This window comes from Kitasatospora sp. NPDC005856 (assembly GCF_040629945.1).
Lineage (GTDB): Bacteria > Actinomycetota > Actinomycetes > Streptomycetales > Streptomycetaceae > Kitasatospora.
Window position 1 is genome coordinate 33649 of record NZ_JBEXWT010000005.1, and the last position, 16168, is coordinate 49816.

A 16168-nucleotide genomic window follows, 5' to 3' on the forward strand; every position below is an offset into this window, starting at 1 on the left:
CATGGTGCTACGCAGCGAGGGGGTTTGCCGGGCTTTTCCCGGACCGTGACCTTAAGCCCGCCTCAACCCGGTCTCAACCACCCTTCAGGCGTAACCCGGTGGCACCGGAGGCCGGCCCGGGCCGGCCTCCGGACGGGGATCACCCCGGGCTGACCCCGACCTGCGCCCAGGAGGCCGTGACGGTGTCCACGACCGACCGGTCGTCGGGGTGACGGGCCTTGGCGGCGGCCACGGTGGCCCGGGCGAAGGCGGTGAAGTCGGCGTCGGCCGGCAGCGTGCGCCCGGTCAGCGCGTCGTACCAGATCCGCCCCGCGCGCTCCCAGGCCGAGCCGCCGAGCGCGGTGGCCAGCAGGTAGAACGCGTGGTTGGGGATGCCGGAGTTGATGTGCACCCCGCCGTTGTCCTGGGAGGTGTGCACGTAGTCCCGCATGTGCGCGGGCTGCGGGTCCTTGCCGAGCCGGGGGTCGTCGTAGGCGGTGCCGGGCGCCTTCATCGAGCGCAGCGCCACGCCCTGCACGCCCGGGGCGAGCAGACCGGCGCCGATCAGCCAGTCGGCGTCGGCGGCGCCCTGGTGCAGCGAGTACTGCTTGACCAGCGAGCCGAAGACGTCGGAGACCGACTCGTTGAGCGCGCCGGGCTGGTCCTGGTAGTCCAGCCCGGCGGTGAACTGGGTGACGCCGTGGGTGAGTTCGTGGCCGATGACGTCGATGCAGGCGGTGAAGTCGCCGAACACCACGTTGTCGCCGTCGCCGAACACCATCTGGTGGCCGTTCCAGAAGGCGTTGTCGTAGTTGCGGCCGTAGTGGACGCTGGCGTCCAGCCGCAGGTTCCGGTCGTCGATCGAGTGCCGGCCGAAGACGTCGGCGTAGAGCGCGAAGGTGGCGCCGAGGCCGTCGTAGGCGTGGTTGACGGAGCTGTCGGAGGACGCGCCGCGGCCCTCGGTGCGCACGCTGCGCCCGGGCAGCCGCTGGCCGTGGCCGGCGTCGTAGACCACCCGGTTGAGCCCCGGGGCGGCGGCGACGGGCGCGGGCGGGGAGAGCCGGGCCGCGCGGTGCGACGCGTCGAGGGCCAGGGAGTGGACGGCGGGTTCGTGACCGGCCTCGGCGAGGCGGTCCAGGACGTACGGCGGGACGATCGTGCAGATCGGTACTGCTGCGGTCATGTGGCCCAGGGTGAGGCCTCGATGACCGGTTGTCACCACCCTCGGCGTGACCGGCCCTCGTCTCAAGGAGTGGAACGGAAGCCCGGATCACTTCGGGGGCGTGCGGCGCTGGGTTACGCTGGGGCCATCATGCGCAACGGGCTGCTTCTTCTTAGCTGCCGCGTCGAGGGCCTGTAGTCCACCGGGCCGGCACCCTCGCCGCGGGGAACGAGCTGTGCGCGCGATCGGCGGTCCAACGACGCGTCGCGAGCGGCAGCCGAGGCCGGCCAGTCGGTGTTGACCAGTGTTGACCACTCCCGACCCGCCCGCACCACGCATCACAGGAAGCCGAGTCACCTCCATGACCGAGCAGAACTCCGCCGCGTCCGTCCCCGCCGGCCGTCCCTTCGTCGACCGCCCCACCCCGATCACCGCCGCCTCGGTGCGCCAGCGGCCCTCGGGCATGCGGTACGGGCGCTACGTACCGTTCGGCACCGTCGACCTGCCGGACCGCACCTGGCCGGAGAAGGTGATCACCAAGGCGCCGCGCTGGCTGTCCACCGACCTGCGGGACGGCAACCAGGCGCTGATCGACCCGATGTCGCCGGCCCGCAAGCGCATGATGTTCGACCTGCTGGTGAAGATGGGCTACAAGGAGATCGAGGTCGGCTTCCCCTCCTCCGGGGCCACCGACCACGCCTTCGTGCGGTCGCTGATCGAGGAGGGGGCGATCCCCGAGGACGTCACCATCTCGGTGCTGACGCAGGCCCGCGAGGAGCTGATCGAGAAGACCGTGGAGGCGCTGGTCGGCGCCCCGCGGGCGACCGTCCACCTGTACAACGCGACCGCGCCGCTGTTCCGCCGGGTGGTGTTCCGCAACGACCGGGCGGCCACCAAGGCGATCGCCACCGACGGCACCCGGCTGGTGATGGAGTACGCGGAGAAGCTGCTGGGCGACGACACCGTCTTCGGCTACCAGTACTCGCCGGAGATCTTCGTCGACACCGAGCTGGACTTCGCGCTGGAGGTCTGTGAGGCGGTCATGGACGTCTGGCAGCCGGGCGAGGGCCGCGAGATCATCCTGAACCTGCCCGCCACCGTCGAGCGGGCCACCCCGAACGTCCAGGCCGACCAGTTCGAGTGGATGTCGCGCAACCTGTCCCGCCGCGAGTTCGTCTGCCTGTCGGTGCACCCGCACAACGACCGCGGCACCGCCGTCGCCTCCGCCGAGCTGTCCTACATGGCGGGTGCCGACCGCATCGAGGGCTGCCTGTTCGGCCAGGGCGAGCGGACCGGCAACGTCGACCTGGTGACGCTGGGGATGAACCTGTTCTCGCAGGGCATCGACCCGCAGATCGACTTCTCCGACATCGACGAGGTGCGCCGCACCGCCGAGTACTGCAACCAGATGGAGGTGCACCCGCGCCACCCGTACGCCGGCGACCTGGTGTACACCTCCTTCTCCGGCTCGCACCAGGACGCCATCAAGAAGGGCTTCGACGTCCTGGAGGCGGACGCCGCGGCGGCGGGCGTACCGGTGGGCGAGCACACCTGGGGCGTGCCGTACCTGCCGATCGACCCGAAGGACGTCGGCCGCACCTACGAGGCGGTCATCCGGGTCAACAGCCAGTCCGGCAAGGGCGGCGTGGCGTACGTGCTGAAGAACGACCACAAGCTGGACCTGCCGCGCCGGATGCAGATCGAGTTCTCCCGGATCATCCAGGCCAAGACCGACGCCGAGGGCGGCGAGGTCAGCCCGGGCGAGATCTGGCGGGTCTTCGAGGACGAGTACCTGCCGACCACGGACAACCCGTGGGGCCGGATCGCGCTGAGCGGTTCGCGCACCCTGACCACCGAGGACGGCCGGGACGCGCTGACCGCCGAGGCCCTGCTGGACGGCGCCCCGGTGACCCTGACCGGGGCCGGCAACGGCCCGGTCTCGGCCTTCGCCGACGCGCTGGCCCGGATCGGCGTGGACGTGCGCGTCCTGGACTACGCCGAGCACGCGCTGAGCGAGGGCGGCGACGCCCAGGCCGCCGCGTACGTGGAGTGCGCGGTGGACGGCAAGGTGCTGTGGGGCGTGGGCATCGACGGCAACACCGTGCTGGCCTCGCTGAAGGCCATGATCAGCGCCGTCAACCGCTCGCAGCGCGGCTAATTCGAACGGGTGGTGTGCGAAGGGTCGTCCCGTGGGACGGCCCTTCGCCGCGTCAGCCCGGCGTTGTGGCCTGCGCCACATTTTTTCGAATCGGAAGCCGTTCGAGGTACTGACACGTGCCGGTAACCGTGGCAACATCGATCCACCGGAAAGCCGGGTCGGTGGGACGGCCTCGGTGTCCGGTCGCGTGACCTGCCCATTGTCGAGCAGGCCGCCTGCCATGTCTGGGGAGTGGCGCCGTGACCAGGTTGTGGGGTGTTCGCCCGCGGTGGCGGACTGACGTTCTCGGTGACTTCTTCTGCCCGGGCTGTGGCGGGGACCGCAACTACCGTCGGCAGCACGGCCGGCGGTGGCTGCGGTTGCTGGGGACCCCGGTGGTCCCGCTCGGTCCCGTGATCGGCAGTGTGCAGTGCACCAGCTGCCACGGCCGGTACGGCGTCGAGAGCCTGGAGCAGCCCACCTGCGTGCGCCTCGGCGCGATGCTGCGGGACGCCCAGTACACCATCGCGCTGGCCCTGCTCGCGGCCGGCGGCACCGCCCACCGGGCGGCCCGCGACGCGACCTGCGCGGCGGTGCGCGAGGCCGGGTTCGAGGACTGCGGCGAGGCCCAGGTGCTGGCCGCGCTCGCCGCGCTCTCCGGGCTCGGCGACGAACTCCACGACGCCCGCGGGATGTCCGGCGGCCTGGCCGTCGAACTGCACGCGGTGCTCGAACCGCTCACCCCGCACCTGGCCCAGAGCGGCCGGGAGCGGCTGCTGCTGCAGGGCGCGGCGATCGCGCTGGCGGACGGGCGCTACCTGCCGCAGGAGCGCGACGCGCTGACCGCGGTCGGGGGTTGCCTGGACCTGCCGAAGTCCCGGGTCGGGGTGCTGCTGGAGGCGGCGACCAGGACGCCGTACAAGTAGCGCCGCCGCTCCGCCCGTCCGCCCGTTTGTCCGTCCGCCCGCCCGTAGCGCCGCTCGCCGCTCGCGCCTCATCGCTCGCCTCTCATCGCTCGCCGATCGCCGCCGATCCCGCCGAGCGCCGTCCGGACCTCCGGAATCCGCAGACCACCTCCGAATCCCCCACAACGGGCCTTGGACCCCCACCCCGGGCCCGCCGTGACCCGCACCGCAGTGGTCTCCCCCACGGCCGCCGGTGCGGGCAACACGGCTGTCCGGCGCCGGGGACCGGTGGGGGACAATGGTCCCCATGAGTCTTTTCCGGGACGACGGCGTCGTGCTGCGGGCGCAGAAGCTCGGCGAGGCCGATCGGATCATCACCCTGCTGACCCGCCAGCACGGCAAGGTGCGGGCGGTGGCGCGCGGGGTGCGGAAGACCAAGTCCAAGTTCGGTGCCCGCCTGGAGCCGTTCTCACACGTGGACGTGCAGTTCTTCAGCCGGGGGAGTGAGCTGGTCGGCCGCGGGTTGCCGCTCTGCACCCAGGTGGAGACCATCGCGCCGTACGGCGGCCCGATCGTCGCCGACTACGGCCGCTACACGGCCGGCACCGCGATGCTGGAGACCGCCGAGCGGTTCGCCGAGAACGAGGGCGAGCCGGCCGTCCAGCAGTACCTGCTGCTGGTCGGCGGGCTGCGTACGCTGGCGGCCGGGCTGCACGAGTCGCACCTGGTGCTGGACGCCTTCCTGCTGCGCTCGCTCGCGGTGAACGGGTACGGCGCGAGCTTCACCGACTGCGCCAAATGCGGCCTGGAGGGGCCGAACCGTTTCTTCTCCCTCCCCGCGGGCGGGGTGCTCTGCGGGGACTGCCGAGTGCCCGGATGTGCCGTACCCTCCCCTGAGACACTGGTACTGCTCGGGGCGCTGCTGTCAGGGGACTGGCGGACGGCCGACGCCTGCGAGCCGCGGTACTGGCGGGAGGGCAGCGGCCTGGTCGCGGCCTATCTGCAGTGGCACCTGGAGCGGGGCATCCGCTCGATGAGATACGTGGAGAAGTGAGCACATGGCAGCGCGACGGCTCTTCGGCGGCGGCAGGCAGAGGACGTACGTCCCCCCGACCCCGCACCCCAGCGGCGCACGGCCCCCGAAGCTCCCCGGCGAGCTGGTCCCCGGCCACGTCGCCATCGTGATGGACGGCAACGGCCGTTGGGCCAAGGAGCGCGGGCTGCCCCGCACCGAGGGCCACAAGGTCGGCGAGTCCGTGGTGCTGGACGTCCTCAAGGGCGCCATCGAGCTCGGGGTCAAGAACATCTCGCTGTACGCGTTCTCCACCGAGAACTGGAAGCGCTCGCCCGACGAGGTGAAGTTCCTGATGAACTTCAACCGGGACGTCATCGCCCGCCGGCGCGACGAGATGGACGCGATGGGCGTGCGGATCCGCTGGGCGGGCCGGATGCCCAAGCTGTGGAAGAGCGTCGTCCAGGAGCTCCAGGTCGCCGAGGAGCAGACCAAGGAGAACGACGCCGTCACGCTCTACATGTGCGTCAACTACGGCGGCCGGGCCGAACTCGCCGACGCGGCGCAGGCGATCGCCCAGGACGTCGCGGCCGGGAAGCTCGACCCGAAGAAGGTCAACGAGAAGACCCTGGCCAAGTACATGTACCACCCGGACATGCCGGACGTGGACCTCTTCCTGCGCCCCAGCGGCGAGCAGCGCACCTCCAACTTCCTGCTCTGGCAGTCGGCTTACGCCGAGTTCGTGTTCCAGGACGTGCTCTGGCCGGACTTCGACCGCCGTGACCTGTGGCGGGCCTGCGAGCAGTTCGCGAGGCGCGACCGGCGCTTCGGCGGGGCGATCCCCAACGAGGTCGGCGCGCCGGTGCCGTCCCAGCGCTGACGGGCGCACCCGACGGGAAGGACCCACCGGCCGACGGCCGGTGGGTCCTTCCCGTGGACGGGGCTCAGGCCTTCTTGGCGCACTCCGCGCAGGTCCCGAAGATCTCCAGGGTGTGCGCGATGTCGCTGAAGCCGTGCTCGGCGGCGACCGAGTTGGCCCAGCGCTCCACCGCGGGGCCCTCCACCTCGACGGTCGCGCCGCAGTGCCGGCAGACCAGGTGGTGGTGGTGCCCGCTGCTGCACCGGCGGTAGACCGCCTCGCCGTCGGCGGTGCGCAGCACGTCCACCTCGCCGGCGTCCGCGAGCGACTGGAGCGTGCGGTAGACGGTGGTCAGACCGACGGAGTCCCCGCGGTGCTTGAGCAGGTCGTGGAGCTCCTGTGCGCTGCGGAAGTCCGCGATCTCGTCCAGGGCCGCCGAGACGGCGGCACGCTGCCGGGTCGATCGGGCGCGCGGCGACGGGCCTGCGGTGGTCACCGTGGGTCCTCCTGGGGTCGTGGGCGTCTCGCACATCATTGTGCCAGCCCGGCCCGTCGCTCAGGAGTGGTCGTGTCGGCCGGCCCGGAGGCAGCCTGCTCCGGCAGCTCGACGTCGCAGACCTTCGGTCCGTGCTCGCCCGCGACGCGGTGGCGCCGTCGGGCCAGTGGCGCGGCGATCAGGCTGAACACCGCGAAGATCGCGATGGCGAGCAGCACGATGGCCGGGCCGGAGGGCACGTCGAGCTGGTAGGAGCCGGTGACGCCGGCCAGCGCGACGACCACACCGAGCGCGATCGAGGCGGCCTGGGTGGCGGCGAAGGAGCGGGTGAGCTGCTGGGCGGCGACCACCGGGACCACCATCAGCGCGCTGACCAGCAGCAGCCCGACCACCCGCATGGCGACCGTGACGGTGACCGCGGCCATCACCGCGAGCAGCAGGTTGAGGGTGCGCACCGGCAGGCCGGTGACCCGGGCGAAGTCCTCGTCCTGGCAGATCGCGAACAGCTGGCGGCGCAGGCCGACCGTCACGGCGATGACCACGGCGCCCAGCACCGCGATGGTGATCAGGTCGGCGGGGGCGACGGTGAGGATCGAGCCCCACAGGTAGCTCTCCAGCGAGCCGGCGCCGGCCTGGGCGGACATCGAGACCAGGAGCTTGCCGCAGGCCATGCCGCCGTAGAAGAGCATCGCCAGGGCGATGTCGCCGCGCTGGTTGCCGCGGGAGCGGACCAGCTCCATGGTGACGGCGCCGAGCACGCAGACCAGCACGGCCATCCAGACCGGGCTGGTCTGGAAGATGAAGCCGAGGCCGACGCCGGTCATCGCGACGTGGCCCATGCCGTCGCCCATCAGGGCCTGGCGGCGCTGCACCAGGTAGATGCCGACGGCCGGGGCGGTGATCCCGACCAGGACGGCGGCGAGCAGGGCCCGCTGCATGAAGTCGTAGGACAGCATCTCGGTCATGCCAGCAGCCTCGGCGGGGTCAGGTCGGCGTGCGGGTGCACGTGGTCGTGGCCGGGCAGCGCGTGCAGACCGGTGTTGGGAACGGGCGGGCCGTCGTGCGCGACGCAGCCGTCCCGCAGGACGACGGCGCGGTCGATCAGCGGCTCCAGCGGCCCGAGTTCGTGCAGCACGAGGAGGACGGAGGCGCCGCGGCCGACCTCGGCGCGCAGGGTGTCGGCGAGCACCTGCTGGCTGGCGGCGTCCACGCCGGCCATCGGCTCGTCCATGATCAGCAGATCGGGGGAGCCGACCAGGGCGCGGGCGATCAGCACCCGCTGCTGCTGGCCGCCGGACAGGTCGGCCACGCCGTCCCCGGCCCGCTCCAGCATGCCGACGGCGGCCAGCGCGCGGTCCACCGCCTCGCGGTCCCTGCGGCGGAAGGGCAGCAGCCGGTGCTGCGGGAGCCGTCCGGTGGAGACCACCTCGCGCACGGTGGCGGGGACGCCGGAGGCGGCGGTGGTGCGCTGCGGGACGTACCCGATCCGGTGCCAGGCGCGGAAGGAGCCGTACGGGGTGCCGAACAGCTCCAGGGTGCCCTGCTCCAGCGGGACGGAGCCGATCACGGCCTTGACGGTGGTCGACTTGCCGGAGCCGTTGGCGCCCAGCAGGGCGACGACCTCGCCGGGCCGGACGGTGAGGTCGACACCGCGCAGCACCGGCCGGCCGCCGCGCGAGGCTACGGCGTCGCGGAGGCGGACGGCCGGGGGTATCGGGTCGGTCATGGTGCTCGGTCCCGTCAGTTCGCGGGGGCGGGGGTGGTGGCGTCGGTCCCGGCGGGGGCGGTGCCGGCCGGAGCGGTTGCGGCGGGCGCGCCGAGGGCGGCCTGGAGGTTGGCCAGGTTCCGCTTCATCACGGTCAGGTAGTTGTCCTCGGACGGGTCCTTGACGCCCTCCAGCGGGTCCAGGACGGAGGTCTTGAGGCCGAGGTCCTTCGCGACGGTCTCGGCGAGCTTGGGGCTGACCAGGGTCTCGAAGAAGACCGTGGTGACGCCGTTGTCCTTGGCGGCCTTCTGCACCGCGGCGAGGCGGGCCGGGGTGGGCTCGGACTCCGGGTCGACGCCGTTGATCGCGACCTGGGTGAGGCCGTAGTGGTCGGCGAGGTAGCCGAAGGCGGCGTGGCTGGTGACGAAGGTCCTTGTGGTGGCGGACGCCAGCCCGGCCCGGAACTCCTGGTCGAGCGCGGTGAGTTCGGTGACCAGCTGGTCGGTGTTCTTCCGGTAGTCCTCGGCGTGGGCCGGGTCGGCCTTGGCGAACTCGTCGCCGACGTTCTTGGCGATGGCCGCGTAGCGGGTCGGGTCGAGCCAGATGTGCGGGTCGCCGGCGGGGCCCTCGTGCGCGTGGCCGTCGCCCCCCTGGGCCCCGTCCCCGTGGCCCTCGCCCTCGGTGCCCTCGTCGAGGTGGTGGTCGACCAGCGGACTGGCGGCGGTGGCGTCGATCTTGTGCTTGCTGGACGACTGCGCGACGGCCTGGTCGACGGTGGGCTGCAGGCCCTTGAGGTAGATGATCGCGTCGGCCTTCTGGACCGTGCCGACCTGCTTGGCGGTGAGTTCCAGGTCGTGCGGCTCGACGCCGGCGGCGGTCAGATCGGTGACCGCGACGTGCTCCTTGCCGATCTGCTGGGCCAGGAACTCCATCGGGTAGAAGGACGCGACGACCTTGAGCCTGTCCTTGCCGCTGTCGGCGCTGCTGCTGCCTCCGCAGGCGGTGAGGGCGAGGGAGGCGGCGAGGGCGGCGGTGCCGACGGCCATGGAACGGCGGGTCCGGCGAGACAGTCCGAGTCGAGGCAGTCCGATCATCATGACAATCATTCTCATCTCATATGGAAATGATTGTCAAATCACTCGAGCGGGTGAACAGGGGGTTGCGGAGGGTGGGGGCGGCCGGACGATACCGATTTGAATCACGTACCCGTATGGCCGGTAACCTGAGGTATTCGGGTACGCGCAACCAGCCGTGCCCTGACCGTGCCGTACGTACTGAAGAGAGCACTGTGGCCGCCGACAAGATCGACACGATCGTCAGCCTGAGCAAGCGCCGTGGCTTCGTCTATCCCTGCAGCGAGATCTACGGCGGCACGCGTGCCGCCTGGGACTACGGGCCGCTGGGCGTCGAGCTCAAGGAGAACATCAAGCGCCAGTGGTGGCGCGCGATGGTCCAGGCCCGTGAGGACGTCGTCGGACTCGACTCGTCGGTGATCCTCGCCCGCGAGGTGTGGGAGGCCTCCGGCCACGTCGCCACCTTCAACGACCCGCTGACCGAGTGCCTCTCCTGCCACAAGCGCCACCGGGCCGACCACCTGGAGGAGAAGTACGAGGCCAAGCACGGCTTCCCGCCGCCGAACGGCCTCCAGGACGTCAACTGCCCCGACTGCGGCACCAAGGGCCAGTTCACCGAGCCCAAGGACTTCTCGGGCATGCTGAAGACCCACCTCGGTGTCACCGAGGAGGCGAGCGGCCTGGCGTTCCTGCGCCCGGAGACCGCCCAGGGCATCTTCACCAACTTCAAGGCCGTCCAGACCACTTCGCGCAAGAAGCCGCCGTTCGGCATCGCCCAGACCGGCAAGAGCTTCCGCAACGAGATCACCCCCGGCAACTTCATCTTCCGGACCCGTGAGTTCGAGCAGATGGAGATGGAGTTCTTCGTCAAGCCGGGCGAGGACGAGCAGTGGCACGAGTACTGGCTCCAGCAGCGCTGGGACTGGTACGTCGGCCTCGGCCTGCGCACCGAGAACATGCGCTTCTTCGAGCACCCGAAGGAGAAGCTCTCCCACTACGCCAAGCGCACGGTGGACATCGAGTACCGCTTCAACTTCGGCGGCAGCGAGTTCTCGGAGCTGGAGGGCGTCGCCAACCGCACCGACTACGACCTGCGGGTGCACAGCGAGGCGTCCGGTCAGGACCTGAAGTACTTCGACCAGGAGTCCGGCGAGCGGTACTTCCCGTACGTCATCGAGCCCGCGGCCGGCCTCAACCGCGCCATGCTGGCCTTCCTGATCGACGCCTACTTCGAGGACGAGGCGCCGAACGCCAAGGGCGTCATGGAGAAGCGCGTCGGCATGCGGCTCGACCCGCGCCTGGCCCCGGTCAAGGTCGCCGTCCTGCCGCTGTCGCGCAACGCCGAGCTGTCCCCGAAGGCCCGCGGCCTGGCCGCCGACCTGCGCACCGCGTGGAACGTCGAGTTCGACGACGCCGGCGCCATCGGCAAGCGCTACCGCCGCCAGGACGAGATCGGCACGCCGTTCTGCGTCACCGTCGACTTCGACACCCTCGAGGACAACGCGGTGACCGTCCGCGACCGCGACACCATGTCGCAGGAGCGCGTCTCGCTGGACCAGGTCAAGGCGTACCTGGGCGCGCGGCTGATCGGCTGCTAGCAGCCTCCCGCACGGCTCGGGAGCCCTCGTCCGCCCTGGTGGGGCGGGCGGGGGCTCCTTGCCGTTCAGGGGCGTCGGGTTGCCTCGGGGGGCTCCTCCGAGCCGTCGCCTTCCCGTGTCGAGCTTCTCCGGGCCGTCGCTTCTTCGGGTGGCGAGTCTCCGTAGCGTCGCTTCTTCGTGTCGCGCTTCTCCGTACTGCCGTCGACGGCTGCCGCTACCGCCATCCCCAGCGCGAGCGCTGGGCCGCGGGCGGGCGGGTCGGGAGGCCGGCGGTGCGCAGGGCCGCGAGCGTGGTGCGGTGGCGGGCCTCGTCGGCGAGCAGCGCGGCCAGCAGCTGGGCGTAGAGCTCGGAACGGCCCGCGCCGTCCAGGGCGGCGGCCAGCCGGGCCACCTCGACGGGCGGGCGCAGGACGGCCAGCTCGTTCAGCAGGAGGGTGGCGAGCGCCGGCGGCAGCCCGGCCGCGAGGTCGGCGAGGTCGGCGGTGGACCGGCCGGCGGCCTGGCGCAGCAGGGTCCGGACGTCGGTGGACCGGCCGTGCTGCTGGAGGCAGGCGGCCAGGGAGGTCAGCTCGGGCATCGGCGCCGACCCCCACTCCCAGAGCAACGTCGCGCTGTCGGCGGCCAGCCCGGCCCGGTCCAGTGCGGAGAGCAGGCCGGGGACGGAGGCGGCCGGGTAGCTCCAGAAGGCATGGAACACCTCGGCCGCCTCCTCGGCCAGGCCCAGTTCGCGCAGCTCGGCGAGCACGGTGACGGAGTGGTCGGGCGCGGACCGGGCGATGCTGCGGGCGAGGAGGAGCGAGCCGCCGGCCGGGCCGTACCGGGCCAGCATGCCGACCAGCAGGGCGGCGTCGGCGGGGGTGAGGCGGGCTGCGGCCGCGTCGATCACCTCGGTGGCCTCGGAGAGGGAGCCGGCCCGGTGGAGGGTGGTGATCCGCTCGGTGAGGGCGCCGAGGTCGGGGCGGGCGGGCGTCGGCGGGGCCGGTTGCCGCGGCGGCTGCTGGTGGTGCAGCCGGTGTCGCGGGGCCTGCTGTCCGTGCTGTTGCTGTTGCTGTTGCTGTTGCTGCTGCTGCGGTTCTGGGTGTTGCGGATGTTGCGGGTGTTGCTGTGCAGGCGGGGGCGGTGGCTGTTGCCGGTGTCTGATGAGGCTCTCCAACTCCTCCAGCTGGTCGCTGAGTTGGAGGCAGCGGGCGCCCAGGCCCTCGCGGAGGGTGCGGGCCTGCGCGAGCTGGCGCAGCAGCTCCCCGTCCGGCTGCTGGCGCCCCGGGGTGGCCCGGATCGCCTCGTTCAGGCGCCGCTCGCGCTGACTCGCATAACGGCTCGCACGGAGTAACTCGTCCAGTTCTGCGCGGAGTTCCTCGGCCTGCCGCACGCCTTCCGGCTGCTGGCCTGCGGATTGTGCCGTCGGCCGCATGCGCATGATCGCCCCAACCTGTCCATCTGCACCCTGACTGTGTGACATCCTGGCGTCAGTATGTGGCGTGGGAGTTAAGAGTGCACGACCAGCCGTGTCCGAGTGATGTCAAGGAGCGCGCAGACGGCGGTCGTTGCGAGAAGTGCGCCGGTCGCGCTCCGCAGGAGGGTCGCCTCGTAGTACGGGCCGGGCGCGAGGGCCGCGACGGCGTATCCGACCACCACGCCCCCGAGAGCGGGAAGCAGGAGGCGCGGCGCGTCCCGGCGGACGGCCGACCCGATCACCAGGAGCCCGGCCAGGGCGGCGAGTTCGGGTGTGCCGAAGGTCTGCGCGTAGCGGATCGACAGGGCGGGGACGAGGAACAGCGCGAGCGCCCGGCCGACCGTCCCGGTGAGTGCGGCGGTGTACGGGCCGGGCTGCGGCTGCGGCTGCGGCTGCGACTGCGACTGCGGGTCTCGGCGCGAGGTGGCGCGGGTGGCGACGAGCACCGCCGACGCGGCTGCGGCGGACGGCAGATGGTCGCCGATCCGGGCGAGGTCGTAGAGCAGTGCGGTGTCGTACAGCACCAGCATCAGCTGGCCGTACGCCCACAGGTCGAGCGCGAAGCGGAACGGGCTGCGGGCGGGCTCGACCCCCGTCGCGGGCTCGCGCCGGGCCAGCCAGGCGATCAGGGGCGGTGTGAGGCAGGCCGCGAGCACGCGCAGCACGAGATCGTCCACCGTGTACGGGTTCCGCAGGTCCCACTCCACCGCGCAGAACGCCACCGTGTACGAGACGGCGGCGAGCGGGATCAACGGCGAACGCGCCAGCCGGACGTACAGCGCGCGGTCCAGCCGGCGGACGACGGCGACGAACGCCAGCAGCACCAGCGGCAGTTCGAGGAGGGCCTGCACCCGGAGCACCGACGGGGCCAGCAGCTCCGGGGCCGGGAAGCGGGCGGCGAGGGAGTCCAGGCGCGGGACGTCGAACCACCCGGGCGGCAGGTGACGGGCGATGAAGGAGACGTCCCCGTGGTGCACCCGGTTCACGTAGACCGCGACGAGCACCTGGTTGAGGTAGATCAGCGCGACGACGGCCGCCAGCACCGGCTCCGGCCCCAGCGAGCCGCCGTCGCGTCCGCCCGGGGCCGTCCGGCGCAGCACCCCCGGGGCGACGAGCAGCGCGGCGGCGGCCGAGGCCGAGGCCACCACCGTCCCGTCCAGCAGCGGAGCGATCCCGCTCACGCGGCCAGCCGCGCCCGCGCCTCCATCAGCGCGAAGCCGAGCAGGTTCAACCCCCGCCACTCGGCGGGCTGCTGGGCCCGGATGTCGTCGGCGGCCAGCCCGATGCCCCAGATCCGGTCCAGCGGGCTGGCCTCGACCAGCACCCGGCCACCCGTGCCCAGCAGGTAGCCGCGCAGCGCCTCGTCCTGCCCGAACTTCGCGACGTTGCCCGCCACCACCAGCTCGAACCGGCCGGCCGCCCAGACCTTGTCGTCGAAGCCCTTGACCAGCCGCCCCAGCTTCTTCGCCTCGGCGGGCGTCCGGGCCGTGAGCACCCGCTGCGCGATCTCCTCGTCACCGAACATCCGGGCCTTGCCGGCCATCATCCAGTGCTCGGCGGAGGCGTACGTGACCCCGTCCACGGTGAACTCGCCGGGCCACCACTGGCTCAGGCACTCCTGTCGGGTCCCGCCGCCCTTGCGTTCGGTGTGCCCCCAGAACATCACCCACTTCGGCCGCACCCCGTCGGCCATCGCGGCGACCAACTCCTCGCGGCTGCGGACGGCGGCCAGGTCCCCCACGTGCATCTCGCTCATATCGTCAGTCTGACACAAAGGGTCTGGTGCCCGCTAACCGTTTGATCGCGGCGCCTTGCGGCCGCCCGCCCCGCGCCGGGTGCCCGCCCCGCGCCGGATGCCCGGCCCGCGGCGGACGCCCGTCGTCCCGGTCAGGCGTCGGCGGCCAGCTCCAGGAAGCGCAGGCCGACCTCCGTCACCTCGTCGGCCGTCCAGTTCCGGGCCGGTTCGCCGAGGCTGACCTCGGCCATGGCGAGGCCGGGGGCGGCGTCCTCCCAGTGGGAGACGAACCAGATGCCCTCCTGTTCGGCCAGTGCCAGGTGGGCGGCGTTGAGGGCCCTGGCCGGGTGGGGGAGCCAGAGTTGGTACTCGTGGGTGGGCGGGACCTCCGGGTGGAGGCGGGCGCCGGGGAGGGCGGCCAGGGCGGGGGTGAGGGTGGTCGCGGCGTGGCGGACGAGGTCGGGGATGCGGGGCAGCACGGTGTCCAGGCCGTGGAGGGCGGCGAGGGCGGCCGGCCACTGCTGGAAGAGCTGCCCGCCGTAGCGGTGGCGCCAGGTGCGGGCGTAGGAGGTGAGGGCGCGGTCGCCGGCGAGGGCGGCGCCGCTGATGCCCCCGAGGTCCTTGTAGTAGGAGACGTAGACGCTGTCGGCGAGGGCGGCGACCTCGTCGAGCCGCTTGTCGAAGTGGACCGTGGTGTTCCAGAGCCGGGCGCCGTCGAAGTGCACCCGGGCGCCGGCTTCGCGGGCGGCGGCGACGAGGGCGGTCAGCTCGTCCCAGTCGGGGAGGAGGTAGCCGGGGTCGCGCAGCGGGAGTTCGACGGTCAGGGTGCCGAACGGCTCGCCGAGCGCGTGGAGTTCCTCGGGCGTCGGCTGGCGTTGTTCGGTCGTGGGCCAGAGGCCGCGCAGGCCGGTGAGCTGGGTGTGGGCGTGGCGCTCGTGCCGCTCGATGTGGCTGAGCGGGTGCAGCGCCACGGCCGGGTTGCCGGTGCGCTCGGCGTGGTGGCGCAGGGCGACCTGCTGGGCCATCGTCCCGGTGGGGAAGAAGACGGCGTCGTCCTTGCCGAGCAGTTCGGCGGTCCGTTCCTCCAGCTGCCGCACCGGCCCGTCGATGCCGTAGAAGTCGGGGGGGCCGTCCAGGCCGTCCAGGGCGGCGAGTTGGGCGAGGCGCTCGCGGATGGTCAGCATCCGGTCGCCGGAGAGGAACCGCTTGCAGGTCATACGGGCCGCACGGCGCCGGTGGAGCTCGCTTCGGTCATCGGTCATCCGGCGATTGTCGAACCCGTGGCGAGGTCAGGCCAACTGCTTTCTCCGGTGCGGTGCGGTGCGGGGCGTGGCGCAAGGCATGCCGAGCCGACGGCACCGCCCGGGCCGGGAGGCGCCGTCAGCTCGGGCGGCCGTCGGACTGGTGCCTCCACTGCCGGTTGGCCGCTCGGCCCCGTGGACGTGGTCTGCGCCCGGGCGCGCGAGCGCCTCGACGGACTCCCGCGCGGGTAGGGACCGGCGAGACCGGCATCACCGGGGGTGCGCGTCCGGGTCGCCTGAACGCGTTCAAAATGAGGTGGTGCGGGGAGGGGGCGGCCATGAAAACGGTTCCTGCGAGTGCCCCCGGGTTCGTCGGGTTGGCGATCGGGGCCGTCACCCTGCAGCTGGCGCTGGTCGGCGTGAGGTTCGGCTTCCACGCCTCGGCCTTGCACGTTCTCGTGGCGTTCGGTTTCGTCCCGTGCGTGCTGGCACTTCTCTGGCCCGGACCGGGTGGCTTCCGGGCCGCCACCGTTGTCGCCGAGTGCGTGCTGGGGACTGCGGCGGTGATCCTCGGAATGCTTCTGTTCTCGGTCGGAGAGGGGCCCGGTCGCCCGGGCGGAACTCTGGCCGGGCTCACGATGCCGGTCGTGACGGTCGCCCCGCTGGTCGCCGCCTACCGGCGGGCCGGGGGAGTCGAGTGCGGCCGCCGCCTGGCCGTGGTCGGCTGGTCGGCGGCGGCCCTCTCGGGTGTCGGCTGGCTCCTGCTGATCTTCGGCTAGGACTCGGCCGCTCCGGCGGGAGCGGGCCCGGGGC

Annotated in this window: 15 protein-coding genes; 6 read left to right on the forward strand and 9 right to left on the reverse strand. The window is 72.3% G+C overall.

What is annotated here, in order from left to right:
• Nucleotides 1–139: 139 nt before the first annotated feature.
• Complete coding sequence (locus tag ABZ449_RS05195) at nucleotides 140–1162, reverse strand: M4 family metallopeptidase (RefSeq protein WP_360340425.1); 1023 nt, start codon at nucleotides 1160–1162, stop codon at nucleotides 140–142.
• A gap of 340 nt (nucleotides 1163–1502) precedes the next feature.
• Here ABZ449_RS05195 and leuA point away from each other — a divergent pair, with 340 nt between their 5' ends.
• The 4 genes from leuA to ABZ449_RS05215 all read left to right on the forward strand — a co-directional run bounded on the left by leuA (nucleotide 1503) and on the right by ABZ449_RS05215 (nucleotide 6075).
• Nucleotides 1503–3299, forward strand: a complete 1797-nt coding sequence (gene leuA, locus ABZ449_RS05200) for a 2-isopropylmalate synthase (protein WP_360340428.1) — start codon at nucleotides 1503–1505, stop codon at nucleotides 3297–3299.
• Between the two features lie 392 nt (nucleotides 3300–3691).
• Entirely contained in the window at nucleotides 3692–4204 is a 513-nt protein-coding gene (locus ABZ449_RS05205) for a TerB family tellurite resistance protein (protein ID WP_360340431.1), read from the forward strand.
• 286 nt (nucleotides 4205–4490) lie between these two features.
• Nucleotides 4491–5237 (forward strand): DNA repair protein RecO, encoded by a 747-nt coding sequence (recO, locus tag ABZ449_RS05210; RefSeq protein WP_360340434.1) that lies wholly within the window; start codon nucleotides 4491–4493, stop codon nucleotides 5235–5237.
• A 4-nt stretch (nucleotides 5238–5241) separates the two neighbouring features.
• Nucleotides 5242–6075 (forward strand): isoprenyl transferase, encoded by an 834-nt coding sequence (locus ABZ449_RS05215; protein ID WP_360340437.1) that lies wholly within the window; start codon nucleotides 5242–5244, stop codon nucleotides 6073–6075.
• A gap of 64 nt (nucleotides 6076–6139) precedes the next feature.
• On the opposite strand, the gene ABZ449_RS05220 is transcribed toward ABZ449_RS05215, so the two are convergent.
• Genes ABZ449_RS05220 through ABZ449_RS05235 form a run of 4 tightly spaced genes read right to left on the reverse strand, consistent with a single transcriptional unit; the run spans nucleotide 6140 to nucleotide 9301 of the window.
• The gene (locus ABZ449_RS05220) at nucleotides 6140–6550 is read right to left on the reverse strand and encodes a Fur family transcriptional regulator (RefSeq protein WP_189918013.1); all 411 of its coding nucleotides are present in this window, start codon (nucleotides 6548–6550) and stop codon (nucleotides 6140–6142) included.
• Nucleotides 6551–6585: 35 nt separating this feature from the next.
• Nucleotides 6586–7515 carry a metal ABC transporter permease gene (locus tag ABZ449_RS05225; RefSeq protein WP_360340440.1) on the reverse strand — a complete coding sequence of 310 codons (930 nt, stop codon included), beginning with the start codon at nucleotides 7513–7515 and terminating at the stop codon, nucleotides 6586–6588.
• On the reverse strand, nucleotides 7512–8276 hold the full coding sequence (locus ABZ449_RS05230; protein WP_360340443.1) for a metal ABC transporter ATP-binding protein: 765 nt from the start codon (nucleotides 8274–8276) through the stop codon (nucleotides 7512–7514). The genes ABZ449_RS05225 and ABZ449_RS05230 overlap by 4 nt, the downstream gene beginning before the upstream one ends.
• A 14-nt stretch (nucleotides 8277–8290) precedes the next feature.
• A complete protein-coding gene (locus ABZ449_RS05235; protein WP_360340446.1) occupies nucleotides 8291–9301 on the reverse strand; it encodes a metal ABC transporter substrate-binding protein in 1011 nt (336 codons plus the stop codon).
• A gap of 242 nt (nucleotides 9302–9543) precedes the next feature.
• Here ABZ449_RS05235 and ABZ449_RS05240 point away from each other — a divergent pair, with 242 nt between their 5' ends.
• Nucleotides 9544–10926, forward strand: a complete 1383-nt coding sequence (locus ABZ449_RS05240; RefSeq protein WP_359902988.1) for a glycine--tRNA ligase — start codon at nucleotides 9544–9546, stop codon at nucleotides 10924–10926.
• 214 nt (nucleotides 10927–11140) lie between these two features.
• Here ABZ449_RS05240 and ABZ449_RS05245 read toward each other — a convergent pair whose 3' ends face one another.
• The 4 genes from ABZ449_RS05245 to ABZ449_RS05260 all read right to left on the reverse strand — a co-directional run bounded on the left by ABZ449_RS05245 (nucleotide 11141) and on the right by ABZ449_RS05260 (nucleotide 15376).
• Nucleotides 11141–12343, reverse strand: a complete 1203-nt coding sequence (locus ABZ449_RS05245) for a hypothetical protein (RefSeq protein ID WP_360340449.1) — start codon at nucleotides 12341–12343, stop codon at nucleotides 11141–11143.
• A 68-nt stretch (nucleotides 12344–12411) separates the two neighbouring features.
• Nucleotides 12412–13560 (reverse strand): hypothetical protein, encoded by a 1149-nt coding sequence (locus ABZ449_RS05250; protein ID WP_360340452.1) that lies wholly within the window; start codon nucleotides 13558–13560, stop codon nucleotides 12412–12414.
• Nucleotides 13557–14135, reverse strand: a complete 579-nt coding sequence (locus tag ABZ449_RS05255) for an NADAR family protein (RefSeq protein ID WP_360340455.1) — start codon at nucleotides 14133–14135, stop codon at nucleotides 13557–13559. The genes ABZ449_RS05250 and ABZ449_RS05255 overlap by 4 nt, the downstream gene beginning before the upstream one ends.
• A gap of 131 nt (nucleotides 14136–14266) precedes the next feature.
• A complete protein-coding gene (locus tag ABZ449_RS05260) occupies nucleotides 14267–15376 on the reverse strand; it encodes a beta-eliminating lyase-related protein (RefSeq protein WP_360340458.1) in 1110 nt (369 codons plus the stop codon).
• A gap of 317 nt (nucleotides 15377–15693) precedes the next feature.
• Here ABZ449_RS05260 and ABZ449_RS05265 point away from each other — a divergent pair, with 317 nt between their 5' ends.
• Nucleotides 15694–16134 carry a hypothetical protein gene (locus ABZ449_RS05265; protein WP_360340461.1) on the forward strand — a complete coding sequence of 147 codons (441 nt, stop codon included), beginning with the start codon at nucleotides 15694–15696 and terminating at the stop codon, nucleotides 16132–16134.
• Nucleotides 16135–16168 lie beyond the last annotated feature (34 nt).